Source organism: Cellulomonas sp. P5_C6, from assembly GCF_054049635.1.
Genome location: NZ_JBFULZ010000014.1, coordinates 18,466 through 35,435, shown reverse-complemented (window position 1 = coordinate 35,435; position 16,970 = coordinate 18,466). Strand labels below are relative to the sequence as shown.

The 16,970-nt window shown below is 72.8% G+C and carries 17 protein-coding genes; 8 read left to right on the top strand and 9 right to left on the bottom strand.

Features of this window, described 5'->3' with window-relative positions:
• Window positions 1-535, top strand: a 535-nt coding sequence (locus ACXJKG_RS03115; protein WP_456844296.1) for a hypothetical protein, incomplete at its 5' end; no start/stop codon positions are given.
• Window positions 536-539: 4 nt separating this feature from the next.
• Here ACXJKG_RS03115 and ACXJKG_RS03110 read toward each other — a convergent pair.
• Window positions 540-1,337 (bottom strand): SGNH/GDSL hydrolase family protein, encoded by a 798-nt coding sequence (locus ACXJKG_RS03110; protein ID WP_456844295.1) that lies wholly within the window; start codon window positions 1,335-1,337, stop codon window positions 540-542.
• 14 nt (window positions 1,338-1,351) lie between these two features.
• A complete protein-coding gene (locus ACXJKG_RS03105) occupies window positions 1,352-2,029 on the bottom strand; it encodes a uracil-DNA glycosylase (protein WP_456844294.1) in 678 nt (225 codons plus the stop codon).
• A 195-nt stretch (window positions 2,030-2,224) separates the two neighbouring features.
• On the opposite strand from ACXJKG_RS03105, the gene ACXJKG_RS03100 reads away from it, so the two are divergent.
• The 3 genes from ACXJKG_RS03100 (at window position 2,225) to ACXJKG_RS03090 (ending at window position 3,560) form a co-directional block, all read left to right on the top strand.
• Window positions 2,225-2,533 carry a DUF3263 domain-containing protein gene (locus ACXJKG_RS03100; protein ID WP_456844293.1) on the top strand — a complete coding sequence of 103 codons (309 nt, stop codon included), beginning with the start codon at window positions 2,225-2,227 and terminating at the stop codon, window positions 2,531-2,533.
• Window positions 2,534-2,625: 92 nt separating this feature from the next.
• The gene (locus ACXJKG_RS03095; RefSeq protein ID WP_456844292.1) at window positions 2,626-3,234 is read left to right on the top strand and encodes a LytR C-terminal domain-containing protein; all 609 of its coding nucleotides are present in this window, start codon (window positions 2,626-2,628) and stop codon (window positions 3,232-3,234) included.
• Window positions 3,235-3,356: 122 nt separating this feature from the next.
• Entirely contained in the window at window positions 3,357-3,560 is a 204-nt protein-coding gene (locus ACXJKG_RS03090; protein WP_456825370.1) for a cold-shock protein, read from the top strand.
• Between the two features lie 62 nt (window positions 3,561-3,622).
• On the opposite strand, the gene ACXJKG_RS03085 is transcribed toward ACXJKG_RS03090, so the two are convergent.
• Complete coding sequence (locus ACXJKG_RS03085; protein WP_456844291.1) at window positions 3,623-5,098, bottom strand: glycoside hydrolase family 15; 1,476 nt, start codon at window positions 5,096-5,098, stop codon at window positions 3,623-3,625.
• 311 nt (window positions 5,099-5,409) lie between these two features.
• Between ACXJKG_RS03085 and groL the strand changes: the two genes are divergently transcribed.
• Window positions 5,410-7,035 (top strand): chaperonin GroEL, encoded by a 1,626-nt coding sequence (groL, locus tag ACXJKG_RS03080; protein WP_456844290.1) that lies wholly within the window; start codon window positions 5,410-5,412, stop codon window positions 7,033-7,035.
• Between the two features lie 197 nt (window positions 7,036-7,232).
• Here groL and ACXJKG_RS03075 read toward each other — a convergent pair whose 3' ends face one another.
• On the bottom strand, window positions 7,233-8,459 hold the full coding sequence (locus tag ACXJKG_RS03075) for a pyridoxal phosphate-dependent aminotransferase (RefSeq protein WP_456844289.1): 1,227 nt from the start codon (window positions 8,457-8,459) through the stop codon (window positions 7,233-7,235).
• A 223-nt stretch (window positions 8,460-8,682) separates the two neighbouring features.
• Between ACXJKG_RS03075 and ACXJKG_RS03070 the strand changes: the two genes are divergently transcribed.
• Both ACXJKG_RS03070 and atzF read left to right on the top strand, forming a co-directional pair.
• Entirely contained in the window at window positions 8,683-9,405 is a 723-nt protein-coding gene (locus ACXJKG_RS03070) for a GntR family transcriptional regulator (RefSeq protein ID WP_456844288.1), read from the top strand.
• A gap of 231 nt (window positions 9,406-9,636) precedes the next feature.
• Window positions 9,637-11,424 carry an allophanate hydrolase gene (gene atzF / locus ACXJKG_RS03065; protein ID WP_456844287.1) on the top strand — a complete coding sequence of 596 codons (1,788 nt, stop codon included), beginning with the start codon at window positions 9,637-9,639 and terminating at the stop codon, window positions 11,422-11,424.
• Between the two features lie 17 nt (window positions 11,425-11,441).
• Here the strand turns inward: atzF and ACXJKG_RS03060 are convergent, their stop codons facing one another.
• The 5 genes from ACXJKG_RS03060 to ACXJKG_RS03040 all read right to left on the bottom strand — a co-directional run bounded on the left by ACXJKG_RS03060 (window position 11,442) and on the right by ACXJKG_RS03040 (window position 16,055).
• Window positions 11,442-11,717 carry a DUF4031 domain-containing protein gene (locus ACXJKG_RS03060; protein WP_456844286.1) on the bottom strand — a complete coding sequence of 92 codons (276 nt, stop codon included), beginning with the start codon at window positions 11,715-11,717 and terminating at the stop codon, window positions 11,442-11,444.
• A 30-nt stretch (window positions 11,718-11,747) separates the two neighbouring features.
• A complete protein-coding gene (locus tag ACXJKG_RS03055) occupies window positions 11,748-12,038 on the bottom strand; it encodes a WXG100 family type VII secretion target (RefSeq protein WP_456844285.1) in 291 nt (96 codons plus the stop codon).
• 922 nt (window positions 12,039-12,960) lie between these two features.
• On the bottom strand, window positions 12,961-13,746 hold the full coding sequence (locus ACXJKG_RS03050) for an HD domain-containing protein (protein ID WP_456844284.1): 786 nt from the start codon (window positions 13,744-13,746) through the stop codon (window positions 12,961-12,963).
• A 45-nt stretch (window positions 13,747-13,791) separates the two neighbouring features.
• Window positions 13,792-15,315, bottom strand: coding sequence for a sensor histidine kinase (locus ACXJKG_RS03045; RefSeq protein WP_456844283.1), 1,524 nt, complete (start codon window positions 15,313-15,315; stop codon window positions 13,792-13,794).
• The gene (locus tag ACXJKG_RS03040) at window positions 15,312-16,055 is read right to left on the bottom strand and encodes a response regulator transcription factor (protein ID WP_456844282.1); all 744 of its coding nucleotides are present in this window, start codon (window positions 16,053-16,055) and stop codon (window positions 15,312-15,314) included. Before ACXJKG_RS03040 ends, ACXJKG_RS03045 begins: the two co-directional genes overlap by 4 nt.
• A 139-nt stretch (window positions 16,056-16,194) precedes the next feature.
• Here ACXJKG_RS03040 and ACXJKG_RS03035 point away from each other — a divergent pair, with 139 nt between their 5' ends.
• The gene (locus ACXJKG_RS03035; protein WP_456844281.1) at window positions 16,195-16,950 is read left to right on the top strand and encodes a type 1 glutamine amidotransferase; all 756 of its coding nucleotides are present in this window, start codon (window positions 16,195-16,197) and stop codon (window positions 16,948-16,950) included.
• The last annotated feature ends 20 nt before the right edge of the window (window positions 16,951-16,970 follow it).

The following is a 16,970-nucleotide window of genomic DNA, read 5'->3' as shown; positions in this document are numbered from 1 at the left end:
CCTCACGGCCGCGTCGGCATCGTCGCCGACCACCACCATCACCCTCGCCACGGCCGACCGCTTCACGCCCTCGGAGGTGACCGGGGTCGCGCTGACCATCGGGACCTGGGGGATGCGCACCGCGTGGACGTACACGCCGCCCGCCGGGCCCTTGACCTCGTGCCTGGTCCGCAACAGCGACGGCTCGGTCGACGCCTCCAAGCCCTGCACGGTCACCGGRCCGGTCAGCGCCGACTTCTGGGGCAGCTCGGGCTCCGGCCAGGGCAACTTCCAGACCAAGTTCAGCGCTCCTGGCATCACGAACACGCAGTACATCGCCTTCACGGTGACGATCACGGGCGCGCCGACGTGGTGGTCGTGGTCCAACGCGGGCCTCACGGGCATCAACAACTCGGGCACCGTCTCGTCGAGCTGCTCCGCGCTGCCGACGTTCAGCGGCAGGCTCCCGGCGAACCTCGGCGCGACGCCGAACGTCTACGTGTCGTTCGTCGAGAACCGGACCGGGACGCCCGGGATCCTCTGCACCGTCCCCTGACGGGTCAGTCCAGCGGCGAGAGCTCCGGCCGCTTGGGCACGCGCTCGTCTCCGGACGACTTCCCGCGCAGCCGGCGGGTCGCCCACGGGTAGACGTGCTCGCGCACCCAGGCGGCGTCCTCGCGGGCCTTCTGCATCCGCGGGGTCGGCGGCAGGGGTGTCAGAGGGTCGTCCCACCCGGCGTCGTCGGGCTCGAGACCCAGCCCGACCAGCGCGGCCTGCGCCACCCGCGCGTGCCCGTCGGTGGTGAGGTGGATGCGGTCCTCGGCCCACATGCGCCAGTCGCGCAGGGAGCGCATGCCCCACAGGTCGACGACGTAGGCGCCGTGCCGGCGGGCCATCGACCAGATGAGCGCGTCGAAGATGGCGACCCGGCTGCGGGTGGCCCGGACCAAGGGGCTGTCGGCCGCGTCGACGCCGGTGCCCAGCAGCACGTCGGCACCGGCCCCCCGCAGCCGGACCACCGCGGCCTCGAGGTTGCGGGCCATCCGGTCGATGTCGGCGGTGGGCCGCAGGATGTCGTTGCCGCCGCCGACCAGGCTCACCAGGTCCGGCTTCAGCTMGAGCGCCGCGGGGACCTGCTCGACCAGGATCGACTTGAGCAGCCGGCCGCGGATCGCCAGGTTCGCGTACTGCAGCGGCTCCTGCCCGGAGGCCACGCGGCGCTCGGACAGGTGGGAGGCCAGCAGGTCCGCCCAGCCGCGCTGCGGCGCCTCGCGGCCGTCCGGGTCGTCCCAGAGGCCCTCCGTGAACGAGTCGCCGATGGCGACGTAGCGGGACCAGCGGGGGGTGGAAGAAGTCACGACCACATTGTTGCTCAGGTCAGCGACCAGTCCACCGGAGCGGCTCCCTGGGCGACCAGGAGCTCGTTCACGCGGGAGAACGGCCGGGAACCGAAGAACCCGCGGCTCGCCGACAGTGGGCTCGGGTGCACGCTCTCGACGGTCGGCACGGAGCCGAGCGCGGGCTTGAGCGACTGGGCGTCGCGGCCCCAGAGCACCGCGACGAGGGGTCCGCCGCGCTCCACCAGGGCGGCTATCGCGCGCTCGGTGACCGCCTCCCAGCCGTGCCGCCGGTGCGACGCGGGTGCGCCCGGGCGGACCGTGAGCACCCTGTTGAGGAGCATGACGCCCTGGTCCGCCCACGGGGACAGGTCACCGTTGGTCGGGGGCGCCACGCCGACGTCCGCGACCAGCTCGGTGAAGATGTTGGTCAGSGACCGGGGCAGCGGACGCACGTCGGGCTGCACGGAGAACGAGAGGCCCATCGGGTGCCCCGGCGTCGGGTACGGGTCCTGCCCGACGACGAGCACCCGGACCTCCGCCAGCGGCCGCCGGAAGGCCCGGAGCACCGCATCGCCGGCCGGCAGGTACTCGCGGCCCGCGGCGACCTCCTCGCGCAGGAACTGGCCGGCCGCGCGGATCTGCGGCTCGACGGGGGCCAGGGCGACGGCCCAGTCGGGTGCGACGAGCTGGTCGAGGGGGGCGGCGTTCACGCCCGCGAGGCTACCGAGCGCGGCACACGGGGGACGACTCGCCGACAGGAATGACACCCGTGTCATTACGGTCGTACGATGACGGTCGTCGGCCACCGGGCCTCGCCCGGGTCCCGACGAAGCCGGCAGGGCCGGTGCAAGCCGGCCAGGACCGCAGTCTCGACGAAGCACCGCAGTGAGAGCACAGGAGGACGTATGGACGCCGCGACGATCGTCTCGCTCCCGCAGCCCAGCAGTGTCGATGTCGCCTCGCGCGACGGCCTCTCCGAGCGCGACGAGCAGGTCCTCGCCTTCGAGCGCCAGTGGTGGAAGTACGCGGGCGCCAAGGAGTCGGCCATCCGCGAGCTGTTCGACATGTCGGCCACCCGGTACTACCAGGTGCTCAACGCGCTGATCGACGACCCGGCTGCCCTCGCGCACGACCCGATGCTCATCAAGCGGCTGCGCCGCATGCGCTCCTCCCGCCAGCGCGCGCGCACCGCCCGCCGCCTCGGCGACGCCTGAAGCAGCGCAAGACCGACATCCCTGCACGTGACACGCCCCCTCCGGCCCGGGGTGGACCCGTCCACACGGTCGGAGCCGTTAGCCTGTCCGCCGTGAGCAAGGCGGAGTACTCCTACCCCGAGGACGAGTTCGACGTCCCGTCGAACCCTGACGTCCCCCGCGGCGTGCATCGCGCACCCCGAACGGCGTGGAGCAGGTGGTGGCCGTTCGTCCTCGTGCTCGTCCTGGCGCCGGTCCTCGCGTTCGTGCTGGTGAACCTCGCCGCGCGCAACGGGGACCTGCCCGACCTGCCCGGGACCACCGACTCGCCGTCGGAGCAGGCCGACGCCCCCGACGACACCGCCACCGACGCTGCGACCGACGGTGCGACCGACGCCGCCACCGAGACGCCTCCGGCCGACGAGCAGACGGCCGCGGCGCCCGTCATGGACACCCCGGTCACCGTGCTCAACGCCGCCAAGATCGGAGGCCTCGCGGCAGCGCAGGCGGCCAAGCTCACGGCTGCGGGCTTCACGGCCGTGGCCACGGGCAACTTCACCGGCACCGTCCCGGCCGACTCCGTCGTCTACTACGCGGCGGAGGACCAGAAGGCGACCGCCGACCTCGTCGCCTCGACGCTCGGGCTGACCACGGTGACGCTGTCCGCGGCCGACGCCGGCACCGGCATCTCGGTCGTGCTGGCGAGCGACCCGGACGCCTGACCGGGCACCTGATCAGCACGTCCGTCCCGAGACGACCCTGGTCCCGGAGGGACCGCTCCCACTAGGCTCACGCGAACCGGGCGCCGGCGGAGCGCCCGGCATCGGACGTCAAGGAGTACGGCATGGCCCAGGGCATCGTGAAGTGGTTCAACGCGGAGAAGGGGTACGGCTTCATCACCCCGGTCGGGGGAGGCCAGGACCTCTTCGTGCATTTCAGCGCCATCCAGTCGGACGGGTACCGCTCCCTCGAGGAGGGGCAGGACGTCGAGTTCGAGGTGGGCCAGGGCACCAAGGGTCCGCAGGCCGAGCAGGTCCGCGGGCTCTGACCCCGCTGGTCTCCGGACGGGCCGTTCACCGACAGGTGCGCGGCCCGTCGGCGTCGGTGCACCTAGCGGTCGAGGGCGTCCAGGGCCAGCAGCACGCAGGCGGCGCTCCAGCCGAGGGGCGCGACCGCCGCCGGGGAGCCGTCGGCGAGCACCTTCTCGGGCAGTGACCCCGACGGGGTGCGGTGGGTGTCGAGGAACGTGAGCCAGCCGTCCGCGAGCGCGGCGTCGCCGTCCTCGGCCGCGACCCAGGCGTACAGCGAGGTCTGCGGGGTCCACGAGACGCCGTCGTCGCGCCACCCCGCGCCGGGCGCCAACCCGTTCGCGGGCCGGACCATCGCGACCGCCGAGGCGCGCCACGCGGCCTCCACCCCGGGGACGGCCGTCGTGACGAACGGGGGGAGCAGGAACGCGCTCGAGGCGTCCGCGTGCCCGCCCGACGCGTACCGCGCGAACCCGGTGGACCCGAACGTGTGGATCACGGCCACCTTGCTGCGCACGGACGCGCCGAACGCGGAGGCGGCCAGCGCGTCGTCGTCGGTGAGCCCCAGGAGCCCGGACGCCTGCTGCAGTCCCGCGACCAGGGGGGCGACCGTGCCCAGCGTCAGCGCGTCCTCGGGCACCTCCCAGTAGTCCGGCGACGCCGGCGGCAGCCCTCCGTGCGCGACGAGCGTGATCGCGTGCTCGGTCGACCGGACCACCATCGGCCGCAGCCGCTGCGCCGCGGCGGMACGCGCGGCGGGGTCGTCGATCTCTGCGACCACCAGACCGGCGGCCCAGAGCACCCACCCCGTGCCGTCCGTCTGCACGCCGCGGTCGTCGGGCGGGCCGGAGCCGTCGGGCAGGTAGCGCGCCTGGAACGAGCCGTCGTCCGACTGCACGCGGTCGAGGAACGCCAGGACGTCGAGCGCGTCGTCCACGTGACCGGTACGGGCCAGCGCGACGGCGACGAACGAGGCGTCCCGCGGCCACACGTACCGCCACTTCTCCGACCACCCCGCCACCGCGGCGCCGCCGGGGAGCACGAGCGCGTGCAGGTCGAGCAGGGCGGCGCGCGCCATGTCCTCGTACGGCCCGCCCGCGCCCGGGACCGTGCCCGACGCCAGCCACGCGCGCTGCCGGGAGGCGGCGACGGCGGCGGCGGGTGCGGTCGGTCCCGTCTCCACGGTCACGCCGCCGACGACCCGCTCGAGGGTCGTCGCCGCCGGGTCCACCACATGCGTGCCCGCTAAGAACGTCACGTCCGTGCCCACCGCCAGCGGAGCTCGGGTGCCGCCGGGGAGCGTGGTGACGCCCTGCAGGTACAGCGGGATGGTCGCGTAGGCGGGGACGGGGACCGCGGGTGCCTCGGTCGCCAGCGCACCCGTCGGCACGGTCGCGACGAGCGTCGTCGTCGCGGCGATCACGAGCGCGGTGCCGACGACCACGCCCTCCCGACGACGGCGACGACGGCGGGCGGACCGACGCGCGCGGTACGCGGGAGCAGCCGACAGCTCAGCGCCGTCGGTGGCTGCGTCGACGTCCTCGTCGTGACCTTGCACACGCGCACGATAGCCCGGGCGCGCTCCCACCCGTGCCGCTGCGCGGCGTGCTCGCGCTCCTGCGGCCGCCTCTGCACCACTCCGGCCGCCGCGTCTCGACGCGTCCCGCCGTCGCCGCCGTGAGCGAACGCTGCTTGCACTCTCGGGGGTCGAGTGCTAACCATTGGACTTAGCACTCTCCGGTGGAGAGTGACAGAATCACCACGGCCGTCCGGTGAGGGCCGTCGCACGCGGGACAAGACCGCGGGTGACGTGCTCGTCCGTCGCGGGCACCCTCGGCCGACCCGAACCCAGTGAAGGATCACAGCCCCATGGCCAAGATCATTGCCTTCAACGAGGAGGCCCGTCGCGGCATCGAGCGGGGACTCAACATCCTCGCCGACACCGTCAAGGTCACCCTCGGCCCGAAGGGCCGCAACGTCGTCCTGGACAAGAAGTGGGGCGCCCCCACGATCACCAACGACGGCGTCTCCATCGCCAAGGAGATCGACCTCGAGGACCCCTTCGAGAAGATCGGTGCGGAGCTCGTCAAGGAGGTCGCCAAGAAGACGGACGACGTCGCGGGCGACGGCACCACCACCGCCACCGTGCTCGCCCAGGCGCTCGTGCGCGAGGGCCTGCGCAACGTCGCGGCCGGCGCCAACCCCATCGCGCTGAAGAAGGGCATCGAGAAGGCCGTCGAGGCCGTCACCGCTGCTCTGCTCGCGCAGGCGAAGGACGTCGAGACCAAGGAGGAGATCGCCGCCACGGCCGCCATCTCCGCCGGCGACCAGGCGATCGGCGACCTCATCGCCGAGGCGCTCGACAAGGTCGGCAAGGAAGGCGTTATCACGGTCGAGGAGTCCAGCGCGCTGGGCCTCGAGCTCGAGCTCACCGAGGGCATGCGCTTCGACAAGGGCTTCCTGTCGGCGTACTTCGTGACGGACCCCGAGCGTCAGGAGGCCGTCCTGGAGGACGCGTACGTCCTGCTCGTCGAGTCCAAGATCTCGAACGTCAAGGACCTGCTGCCCCTCCTGGAGAAGGTCATCCAGGCCGGCAAGCCGCTGTTCATCGTCGCCGAGGACGTCGAGGGCGAGGCCCTGGCCACGCTCGTCGTCAACAAGATCCGTGGCCTGTTCAAGTCGGTCGCCGTCAAGGCTCCCGGCTTCGGCGACCGCCGCAAGGCGATGCTGCAGGACATGGCCATCCTCACCGGCGGCCAGGTCGTCTCCGAGACCGTCGGTCTCAAGCTCGACACGGTGGGCCTCGAGGTCCTCGGCACGGCGCGCAAGATCGTCGTCACCAAGGACGAGACCACGATCGTCGAGGGCTCCGGCGAGGCCGCCCAGATCCAGGGCCGCGTCTCCCAGATCCGCGCCGAGATCGAGAACTCGGACTCGGACTACGACCGCGAGAAGCTCCAGGAGCGCCTCGCCAAGCTCGCCGGTGGCGTCGCCGTCATCAAGGCGGGCGCGGCCACCGAGGTCGAGCTCAAGGAGCGCAAGCACCGCATCGAGGACGCCGTTCGCAACGCGAAGGCGGCCGTCGAGGAGGGCATCGTCGCCGGTGGTGGCGTGGCGCTCATCCAGGCCGGCAAGACGGCGTTCGAGGGCCTCAAGCTCGAGGGCGACGAGGCGACCGGTGCGCAGATCGTCAAGCTCGCGATCGAGGCCCCGCTCAAGCAGATCGCGATCAACGCCGGTCTCGAGGGTGGCGTCGTCGTCGAGAAGGTGCGCAACCTCCCCGTGGGTCACGGCCTCAACGCCGCGACCAACACGTACGAGGACCTGCTCGCCGCGGGCGTCAACGACCCGGTGAAGGTCACGCGCTCGGCGCTGCAGAACGCGGCGTCCATCGCCGCGCTCTTCCTCACCACCGAGGCCGTCGTGGCCGACAAGCCGGAGCGCAACCCCGCGCCGGCCGGTGGCGGCGGCGAGGACTTCGGCGGCGGGTTCTGATCCGCAGCTGATCCGCTGAGCACGTAGCACTGTCGAACGGGCCGGTCACCTTCGGGTGGCCGGCCCGTTCTGCTGTCCGGTCGCCCTAGGCAGGCCGCGAGCTCGTGAGTTTCCGACGACGTCGTGAGTTGCAACTGACGACGTCGTCGGAAGCTCACGACCTCGGCGACCTTGGCGCCGGTGGTGCGCCGGTCGCCCTACTGGCGGTAGCTCGCCAGGAAGTTGCCCATGCGCTCGACGGCCTCGGCCAGGACGCGGGCCTCCGGGAGCGTGACGATGCGCAGATGGTCCGGCGTCGGCCAGTTGAAGCCCGTGCCCTGCACCAGCAGGATGTGCTCGCTGACCAGCAGGTCGTAGACCAGGCGGGCGTCGTCGCGGATCTCGTGGACGTTCGGGTCGAGGCGCGGGAACAGGTACAGGGCGCCGTCGGGGCGCACGCAGTCGACCCCGGGGATCGAGGTCAGGCCGCGGTACGCCACGTCGCGCTGCTCGTGCAGCCGGCCGCCGGGGGCGATGAGGGCGTCGATGCTCTGGATGCCGCCCAGGGCTGCCTGCACCGCGTGCTGGGCCGGCACGTTGGGGCACAGCCGAGTCGACGCGAGCAGGGTGATGCCCTCGAGGAACCCCGTGGCGTGCTCCCGAGGACCGGTGACGACGAGCCAGCCGGACCGGTAGCCGGCCACGCGGTAGGTCTTCGACAGGCCGTTGAACGTCAGGCACAGCAGGTCCGGCGCGACGGTCGCCATGGGGATGTGCTGCGCGCCGTCGAACAGGATCCGGTCGTAGATCTCGTCGGAGAGCACGAGCAGGCTGTGCTCCCGAGCGATCGCGGCGATCCCCTCGAGCACCTCGCGCGAGTAGACGGCGCCGGTCGGGTTGTTCGGGTTGATGACGACGATGGCCTTGGTCCGGGGGCCGACCAGCGAGCGGATGTGCTCGAGGTCCGGCTCCCAGCCGGCGGACTCGTCGCAGCGGTAGTGCACCGGGACGCCGTCGGACAGCGATGTCATCGCGGTCCACAGCGGGTAGTCGGGGGAGGGGATGAGCACCTCGTCGCCCTCGTCGAGGAGCGCCTGCATGACCATGGTGATCAGCTCGGAGACGCCGTTGCCCAGATAGACGTCGTCGACGTCGATCTCGGGGAAGCCGGGCTCGGTCTCGTACCGGGTGACGACGGCGCGACGTGCGGAGAGGATGCCGCGCGAGTCGGTGTAGCCGTGCGCGTGGGGGATCGCGGCGATGACGTCGCGGACGATCTGGTGGGGCGCCTCGAACCCGAACGCCGCGGGGTTGCCGGTGTTGAGCCGCAGGATCGTGTGGCCCTCGGCCTCGAGCCGGACCACCTCGTCCAGGGCCGACCCCCGGATCTCGTAGAGCACGTTCTTGAGCTTCGACGACTGGTCGAGCGGGCGCAGCGGCGGCATCCATCGAGCGTATCGCCGAGGTCGGCGCTGCCCGGAAACAGAACCTTTACGGGGCGTCGTCGACGACCGAAACGCGTGCCGCCTAGGTTCGGGCCATGGGCACAGCGATGTATACGGTGCGGGACACGTGGGTCGGCGCCCAGTCGGCGGCGGCCCGACGCGCGGGCCTCGACGGTCCGGCGAGCGACTGCCGCGCAGGCGAGGGGGGATACGCTTCGTGACCATGAGCACGGGTGGGACGACCGAGCTGACCGGCGCAGCAACGGGGTCGGGCGACGCGCGCTCCCTGCGGGACCTCGTCTATCAGCAGCTGCGCGACGAGATCCTCAACGGACGCATCTCCCCGCGGGAACGGCTGACCGAACCCAAGCTGGGCAAGCAGTTCGAGGTGTCCCGCACCCCGGTGCGTGAGGCGCTGTCGCGGCTGCTGTCCGACGGGCTGGTCGAGCGGACCGACTTCGGATATGCCGTCGTCGTCCCGAGCCTGGAGGACCTGCGCAACCTCTACGAGCTGCGGATCACCCTGGAGCTGCGCGGCATCGACCGCGCGATCGAGAACCCCGAGGTCCGGCACGACGAGGCGCTGCTGCGCACCGAGCTGGACCGCTGGGCGGAGCTGCGCGACGCCCCGCCCGAGCCGGACGCCAGCTTCGTGCTCTTCGACGAGGGCTTCCACCAGACCCTGTCCCGCTCGTCCGGGAACACGCAGCTGACCGACGCCCTGGTCACCGTGAACCACAAGATCCGCGCCGTCCGCATGCACGACTTCGTCGAGTCCGACCGGATCACCGCGACCATCGACGAGCACCTGGAGATCCTCAGGCTCGTCCTCGCCCGCGAGCTGCCGTCGGCCCTCACCGCCCTGCACAAGCACGTCGGGGAGTCGCTCGAGGTGGTCATGGAGCGCGCGACGACGTCGATGAGCCGCATGGCGCTGGCCGGCTGAGGCGCTCGACCTAGCGCGTTGGGCGCCGGTCCCGGCCGGCCGGGCCGGCGGGCGCGCTGATCGGCTCAGGCGTTGGACTCGGCCGGCAGGGCGCCGCGGCAGCCGGTTCACCTGCGGCGTCGTCCGTAACGCGCCGTTTACCCGAGCGCGTGGGGAGGGAAACACCACCTGCCTACGGTGCTGGATACCGGGGTGTATACGCCCCGTGCCAGCGCGATCGGATCGCCGAGCGTGCACCGGCCCAGGAACGACATCACCCCGGGGGACGCCGTGCACGAGGCTCGACCAGCCGACGCGGTCGCCGAGGCGGGCAGCGCCGAGTCGCGCGTCCGTGCCGCGTACGCGCGGATCGCGGAGGCTGATCGGCCCGAGGTCTGGATCACGCTCGTGCCTGAGGAGTCGGCGCTCGCGGCCGCCCGGTCGGTGGACTCGCGCGTCGCGGCCGGCGAGGTCCTCCCGCTCGCGGGCACGACGGTGGCCGTCAAGGACAACGTTGATGTCGTCGGCCTGCCGACGACCGCGGCATGCCCGTCGTACGCGACCTCTCCCGACGGTCGACCGGGCCCCGCGGCGGCCACCGCGCCGGCGGTGCAGGCCCTGGTGGACGCGGGTGCGGTGGTCCTCGGCAAGACGAACCTCGACCAGTTCGCGACGGGGCTCGTCGGCGTCCGCAGCCCGTACGGCGCCGTGCGCCACGCGACGCTCCCGGACCGCGTCTCGGGCGGTTCCAGCTCCGGCTCGGCGGTCGCCGTCGCCGTCGGCATCGCCGACATCGGGATCGGTACGGACACTGCGGGGTCGGGGCGGGTGCCGGCCGCGTTCGGCGGGCTGGTCGGCATCAAGACGACCCTCGGCCTGGTGCCGACCACCGGCGTCGTCCCGGCCTGCCGGAGCTACGACGTGGTCACCACGTTCACGCACGACCTCGCGCTCGGCGTCCTGGCCACCCGGCTGATGACCGGCGCCGATCCGCTCGACCCGCTCGCTCGGCCTTGGCCCACTGACGTGCGGCTGGGTCTGCGGTCGGCACCCCTGGTGGCCGTGCCGCGCGACGAGGACCTGGCGCCGCTGTCGCCGGCCTGGCGGGCAGCGTTCGCCGCCGCGGTCGAGGCCACCGAAGCGATCGGCGCCCAGGTCCGGGCCGTCGACATCTCCGGCATGCTCGCCGCGGCCCGCCTGCTCTACGACGGGGCCATCGTCGCGGAACGGTATGCCGCGGTCGGCGCCTTCCTCTCCGACGCCCCCGACGCCGACCCGACGGTGCGGGCGATCGTCATGTCCGGCCGCGACACACCGGCGCACGCCTACATCGACGACCGCGCCCGGCTGGACGCCGCGAAGCTCGCCGCGGCTGCAGTGCTCGAGGGCTGCGACCTGCTGCTGCTGCCGACGACCACCGAGCACCCCACGATCGCCGCCGTGCGGGCCGACCCCGTCGCCATCAACCGACGGCTCGGCACCTATACGAACTTTGTCAACCTCCTCGACATGGCCGCCGTCGCCGTCCCGGCGGGCGAGGCCGACGGCGGTCCGTTCGGCATCACTGTGCTGTCCCGCGCCTTCGACGACCAGCTGGCGCTGGACCTCGCCGCGCGCCTCCTCGGCGTCGAGAGCCCGTCGATCGTCGAGGCCGGTGTCGACGTCCTGGTCGTCGGGGCTCACCTGCGGGGCCAGCCGTTGAACTGTGAGCTGGAGGAGCTCGGTGCCCGGTTCGGTCGGGAGGTCCGGACGACCGACGCGTACCGGCTCGTGGCCCTGGACACCCAGCCGCGCAAGCCGGGGCTCGTCCGGATCGGCCCTGGACGCGGCGCTCCGATCGCGGGCGAGGTCTGGCGACTGTCCGCGGGAGCGCTCGGCCGGCTGCTCGCCGATCTCCCGGGCCCCATGTCGCTCGGGAAGGTCGAGCTGGCCGATGGCTCCTGGGTGGTCGGCTTCGGGTGCACCGCCGAGGCGGGCTCGGCCGGCACGGACATCACCGCGAGCGGCGGCTGGGTGGCGGCCGTGCGGGCCGGGCTCTGATCCGGTCCGACTCGCGCTCAGTGGCGCCGGCTGCGGTCCCGAGCCGGCACACGGAGCCCGGAGGCGCGCAGCCTTCGGATGAGCTCCTTGGCGCTGACCAGCTGCGCACCGAGCGCGACCAGCTCGTCGATCCGCTGGTCCGGCACGTCGTAGTGGTCGAGGTCGAAGCCCCGCGGGGGGATGCCGGCCCGGGCCGCGAACGCGTGCAGCTCCTCGAGGGACGTGTCGCTGACCAGGTGTCCCCACAACATCCCGTGGTTCGGCCACATCGGCGGGTCCACGAGCACGGTCACGGCCCGAGCGTAGGCGCCGCGGCGGCGTGCTCACACGCTGAACAGTCGCGACGCCTGCGACTCGGCCTCGGCGTAGGTGCGCGCGGCCGACTGCATCGCGGCGACTATCTGTTCGAGCGAGGCGTCGAGCCGTGTCTCGGTGGCCGACCAGTCCGCGAGCACGCCGGTGAACGCGGTCGCAGCCGCACCCCGCCACGAGCCCTGCAGGTCCGCCAGCTGCCGGTGCATCGCGGCCACCTCGCCGCGGATGGTGCCGGCGCGCGCCTGGACGCTCGCCGCTGCCTGCGCGACCTGCGCACTGTCGACCTCGAACCTGCTCATCGGACCTCCGTCGGTGGCCGTCGGGGCTGTCCCGGCGGGTGTGCGTCGACGGTACGAAGCGGAGGTGGAGGTCTGCGCTGCAAGGTCGGATCTGCGCATGCCGTACCGGGCCGCGGGGGCTGTGGGCGGCTCAGCGGCCGGGCGCTCGCCAGCGGGTCTGCAGGGCGCGTGGCGAATCGGTGTGCGCGGGCGGCGGGCCGGCTCATCGCGGTGAAGGAGCGGCTCGGTGCCGACGATCGAGCTATCGGCGCCGGCCTCGCAAAGGTGGGCTCGGGGGCGTGGAGCGTGCGGCTCTTCGCACGGGTGCGAACCTGGGGGGGCTGCGCCGGTGCAGGTCGTCCGGCCCGGGCCGGGGGCACCGCTGCACCCCGACCCGGGACCGACGAGCACCCCAGTCACCACAACAACCCGCAGCCCGACCAAAGACCAGCAAGGCGATGCACGCGAGAGCGCTCCCACAGAGTACGCGGCCGACGACCGAGAAACTAGCCGCGCACCGTACTCGCGACCGCGGCAGCCGCCCGTCGGCAGCCAAGATCCGCCGCAACGTCCGCGTCCGAGCAGGTCAGGACCCGACTAAGCGCGGACGTCCGCGAAGAACCCCCGTAACGTCCGCGTTCGAGCAGGTGGGGACCCGACTTTGCGCGGACGTCCGCGACGAGGACCCGTAACGTCCGCGTTCGAGCAGGTCGGGACCCGACTTTGCGGGGACGTCCGCCACGAGGCCCCGTAACGTCCGCGCTCGAGTGGGTCAGGACCCGACTTTGCGCGGACGTCCGAGAAGAGGCCCCGTAACGTCCGCGTTCGAGCAGGTCGGGACCCGACTAAGCGCGGACGTCCGCGAAAACCGCCGCAACGTCCGCGTTGCAGCGGGTCAGGACCCGACTGAGCGCGGACGTCACCGAAGCAGGAAGAGCCCGCGTCACGTTCGCGCGGCGCTCGACCCCTCCGCGGGCGTCCCGTAGCCGGCGTCGCGCGCGGCGACGGGCGCGGTCGCGGCGGCGGTCGCCGCGGCGGCGTCGATCCCGCGCAGCTCCTTCTCCAGCCGCTGCAGCTCGCCGGAGAGGTTCTGCCGCGCGGGCTCCTCCCAGGCGGCGCCGAGGGGGCTGACAAACAGGGAGGGCCGGGCGAGGAGCTTGTGCAGGATGCGGACGCGGGCCCGCAGGTAGTCCTCGACGGGCAGGTGCGAGTACTCGGTGCGGATGTCCTGCACGTACGCCTTGTACTTCTGGGGCTCGGTGGCGAGCATCGCCAGGTCGGCGTCGCAGAGCACCGCGCAGTCGGAGTCGGCCGGGTTCGGGGTGTGCCGGACGAGGGCGACGACGAGGTCGTGGACGCGCTGCGCGTGCTTCTCGGGGACGCCGAGGGCGGTCAGCTCGTCGAAGGCCAGTCGCGCGCTGGCGATCTCGTCCTCGCCGCCGCGGTTGGCGTAGGCCTTGCGGTCGGCGGCGTCGAAGATCGCGCCGTGGTACCAGGCGGCCAGCCGGACGATGTCGGGCCGGTGGGTCTCCTCGGCCAGCTCGTCGACCCGGCTCAGCACGTCGACCAGGTGCTTCAGGTTGTGGAAGGAGCGCCCGGGGGAGCCCCAGCGATCGACCAGGGCCTGTCCGGCGTCGCGGATCTGCTCGGTCGGCGCGGTGGCTCCGGCGCCGACGGCACTGCGTACGAACGCGGACAACAACCACTGCGGTGCGTCATGGACGCCCATGAAGTTCAGCCTTACATCGACGACAGGAACCCGCCATGGTAGCCCTCAGACCTGAGGCTCGCGGGACGGGACGGGGAGGGTGACCCGGACGGTCGTCCCCCCTCCGGGTGTCTGCTCGAGACGCACCGAACCATGGTGCGCCTCGACGATCGCGGCGACGATCGCCATGCCCAGCCCGGCGCCGCCCGAGTCGCGGCCGCGGCTGGCGTCGACCCGGTAGAACCGCTCGAACACGCGGGCGGCGTGCTCCGGGTCGATGCCCGGGCCGTGGTCGCGCACCTCGAGGGCGCCCTCGCCGGACGGCAGGATCCCGACCGCGATCTCCACGGGTGTGCCGGGCGGCGTGTGCTGGACGGTGTTGCCGACGAGGTTCGCCAGCACCTGGCGCAGGCGCGACTCCTCGCCCTCGACGACGCACGGTCCGCCGGGCACGCCGTCCACGAGCGGGACCAGCCGGGTCGGTCGGGAGGGGTCGAGGGCATGCAGGTCGCTGACGGCGTCGGCGGCGAGCACGGTGAGGTCGACGGGTCCCATCTGCATCGGTCGGCCCTCGTCGACGCGGGCCAGCGCCAGCAGGTCCTCGACGAGCGCGCCCATGCGGATGGCGGACTGCTCGACGCGGCGCATGGTGTCGTCGACCTGCTCGGTCGTGGTGAGCGCACCCATCCGGTAGAGCTCGCCGTAGCCGCGGATGGTGGCCAAGGGGGTGCGCAGCTCGTGGGAGGCGTCGGCGACGAAGCGGCGCATGCGGGCCTCGGACGCGGTCTGCGCCCCGAAGGCCTGCTCGATCTGGGCGAGCATCCCGTTGAGCGCGGCGCTGAGCCGGCCGACCTCGGTGTGCTCGGACGCGGCGGGCACGCGCTGGGAGAGGTCCCCCTCGGCGATCGCGGCGGCGGTGGCCTCGATCTCGCGCAGCGGCCGCAGGGACCGCCGGACGGCCCAGGTGCCGGCCGCGGCGCCGAGCAGCACGATCCCGAGCCCGCTGAGCAGCAGCACGAGGGTCATGTGCTGGACGGTGCGCTCGATGTCGCCGAGCGGCAGCGCGATGACCGCGGTGCCCTCGGTGCCGTCACGCATCGTGAAGGTGTAGGCGACCGCACGCCACTGCGAACCCTGCCGCGTCGACGGGACCGTGAACGGCTCGCCGTTGCGGGCGGTGGCCTGCGCGATGGTGAACGAGGGGACGATCGGGGTGCCGTACTGGGCCCGCGTGGTCGGCGAGATGATCGGCAGCTCCTGGTCGTCGACCGCGTAGCGCAGGTAGTAGTCGCTCGGGGTGTAGACGGTGGAGCCGGTGGTGTCGAGCTGCCCCAGCTTCTGCTGGGCGATCTCGGTGCCCTCGGTCTGGAGCTTGGTGTCCACCTGGCCGACGAGGGTGCCCTCGAGCAGCGCGGCGCTCGTGGCCCCGGCCAGCACCAGGCCGACGGCCAGCAGGACGGTGACGATGCCGACCAGCCGGGAGACCAGCGTGGTGCCGGCCCACCAGCCGCGCAGCCGTCGGAACGGCCGGCGCCGCGCAGTCGGGGCCGGGGCCTCGACCGGCTGCTCGACCATGACGTCAGCCGTCACGACGTCTCGCGCAGCAGGTAGCCCACCCCGCGCTTGGTGTGGATCAGCGGGGGCAGGCGCTGCCCGTCGGCGCCGTCGATCTGGTCGATCTTGCGGCGCAGGTAGGAGATGTAGGACTCGACGATGTTGGCGTCGCCGCCCCAGTCGTACTGCCACACGTGGTCGAGGATCTGCGACTTCGAGAGCACCCGGCCGGGGTTGAGCATGAGGTAGCGCAGCAGCTTGAACTCGGTGGGGGACAGGTCGACGGGGTGGCCGGCGCGCACGACCTCGTGCGAGTCCTCGTCGAGCTCGAGGTCGGCGTACCGCAGCACGCTCGTGTCGTCGTCGAGACCCGGACGCGTGCGCCGCAGGACGGCGCGGATGCGGGCGACGACCTCCTCCAGGCTGAACGGCTTGGTGACGTAGTCGTCGCCGCCGACGGTCAGTCCCTGCACCTTGTCGGCGGTGTCGTCGCGCGCTGTGAGGAAGAGCACGGGAACGTGCTGACCCTTCTCGCGCAGGCGTCGCGTGACGGTGAACCCGTCCATGTCGGGGAGCATCACGTCGAGCACCACGAGGTCGGGCTGGACCTCGCGGGCGAGGCGCAGCGCGGAGCCTCCGTCGGCGGCGGCGTGGACCTCGAAACCCGCGAAGCGCAGGGACGTTGCCAACAGCTCGCGGATGTTCGGCTCGTCGTCGACGACGAGCAGACGCGCCTCGGGCGTACCCGACGACGACGATGTGAGGGGTGTCGACATAGGTCGAGTCTGGCCCCGAACCCTGGGAGTTCGCTGGGTGAAGGCCGGATGTGCCCGAACCGGACGAACGTCCATCAGGCGGACACCTGGGCCCTCGGGCCTTGCAGCGCCACGGTTCGGGGGAGGTACCGTGCTCCGCGTGACCCTCCCCTTCTCCGGTGGCCCCCGACCGGTCGTCACCGTCATCCAGAGCTCTCCCGACGTCCACCTCGACCGCTTCGGCGAGTGGCTCGGCGACGTCGAGCTGCGCACCGTCGCGGCGTTCGCCGGTGAGAGCGTTCCCGCGGTCGACGAGCTGGGCGACGGCCTCGTCGTGCTCGGCGGCCACATGTCGGCCTACGACGACTCCACCGCCCCCTGGCTGCCCGCGCTGCGGGTGCTGCTGGCGGACGCCAGCGCGCAGGGCGTCACGACGCTCGGCATCTGCCTCGGCGCCCAGCTGCTCGCCGCCGCCCGCGGCGGCCGCGTGCAGGTCGCGGCCCCTCCCGGGCGCGAGTCCGGCATCGTCGACGTGCGCTGGCGCCCCGAGGCGTCCGTCGACGCGGTCGTCGGCCCCCTGGCCGCGCTTGCGGACGACCGGCACCGCGCCCCGCAGCCGAGCATGCACGCGGACGCGGTCGTGGACCTGCCCCGCGGCGCCGTGTGGCTCGCGTCGTCGGCCATGTACCCGTACCAGGCCTTCCGCATCGGCTCCGCCTGGGGCGTGCAGTTCCACCCCGAGGCGGGCGCGGACACGCTGCGCGCCTGGGCCGACTCGTACGACGACGTCGACACCGAGGCCGTGCTGGCCGCGTACGCCGCGCGTGAGGCCGAGGTGACCGCCGGTGGCCGCGCGCTCGCCGAAGCCTTCGCCGCCCAGGTGCGTGCCGCCGCGCAGGAGCCCGTCTCCGCCTGAGCAGACGACACGAGCGCCCG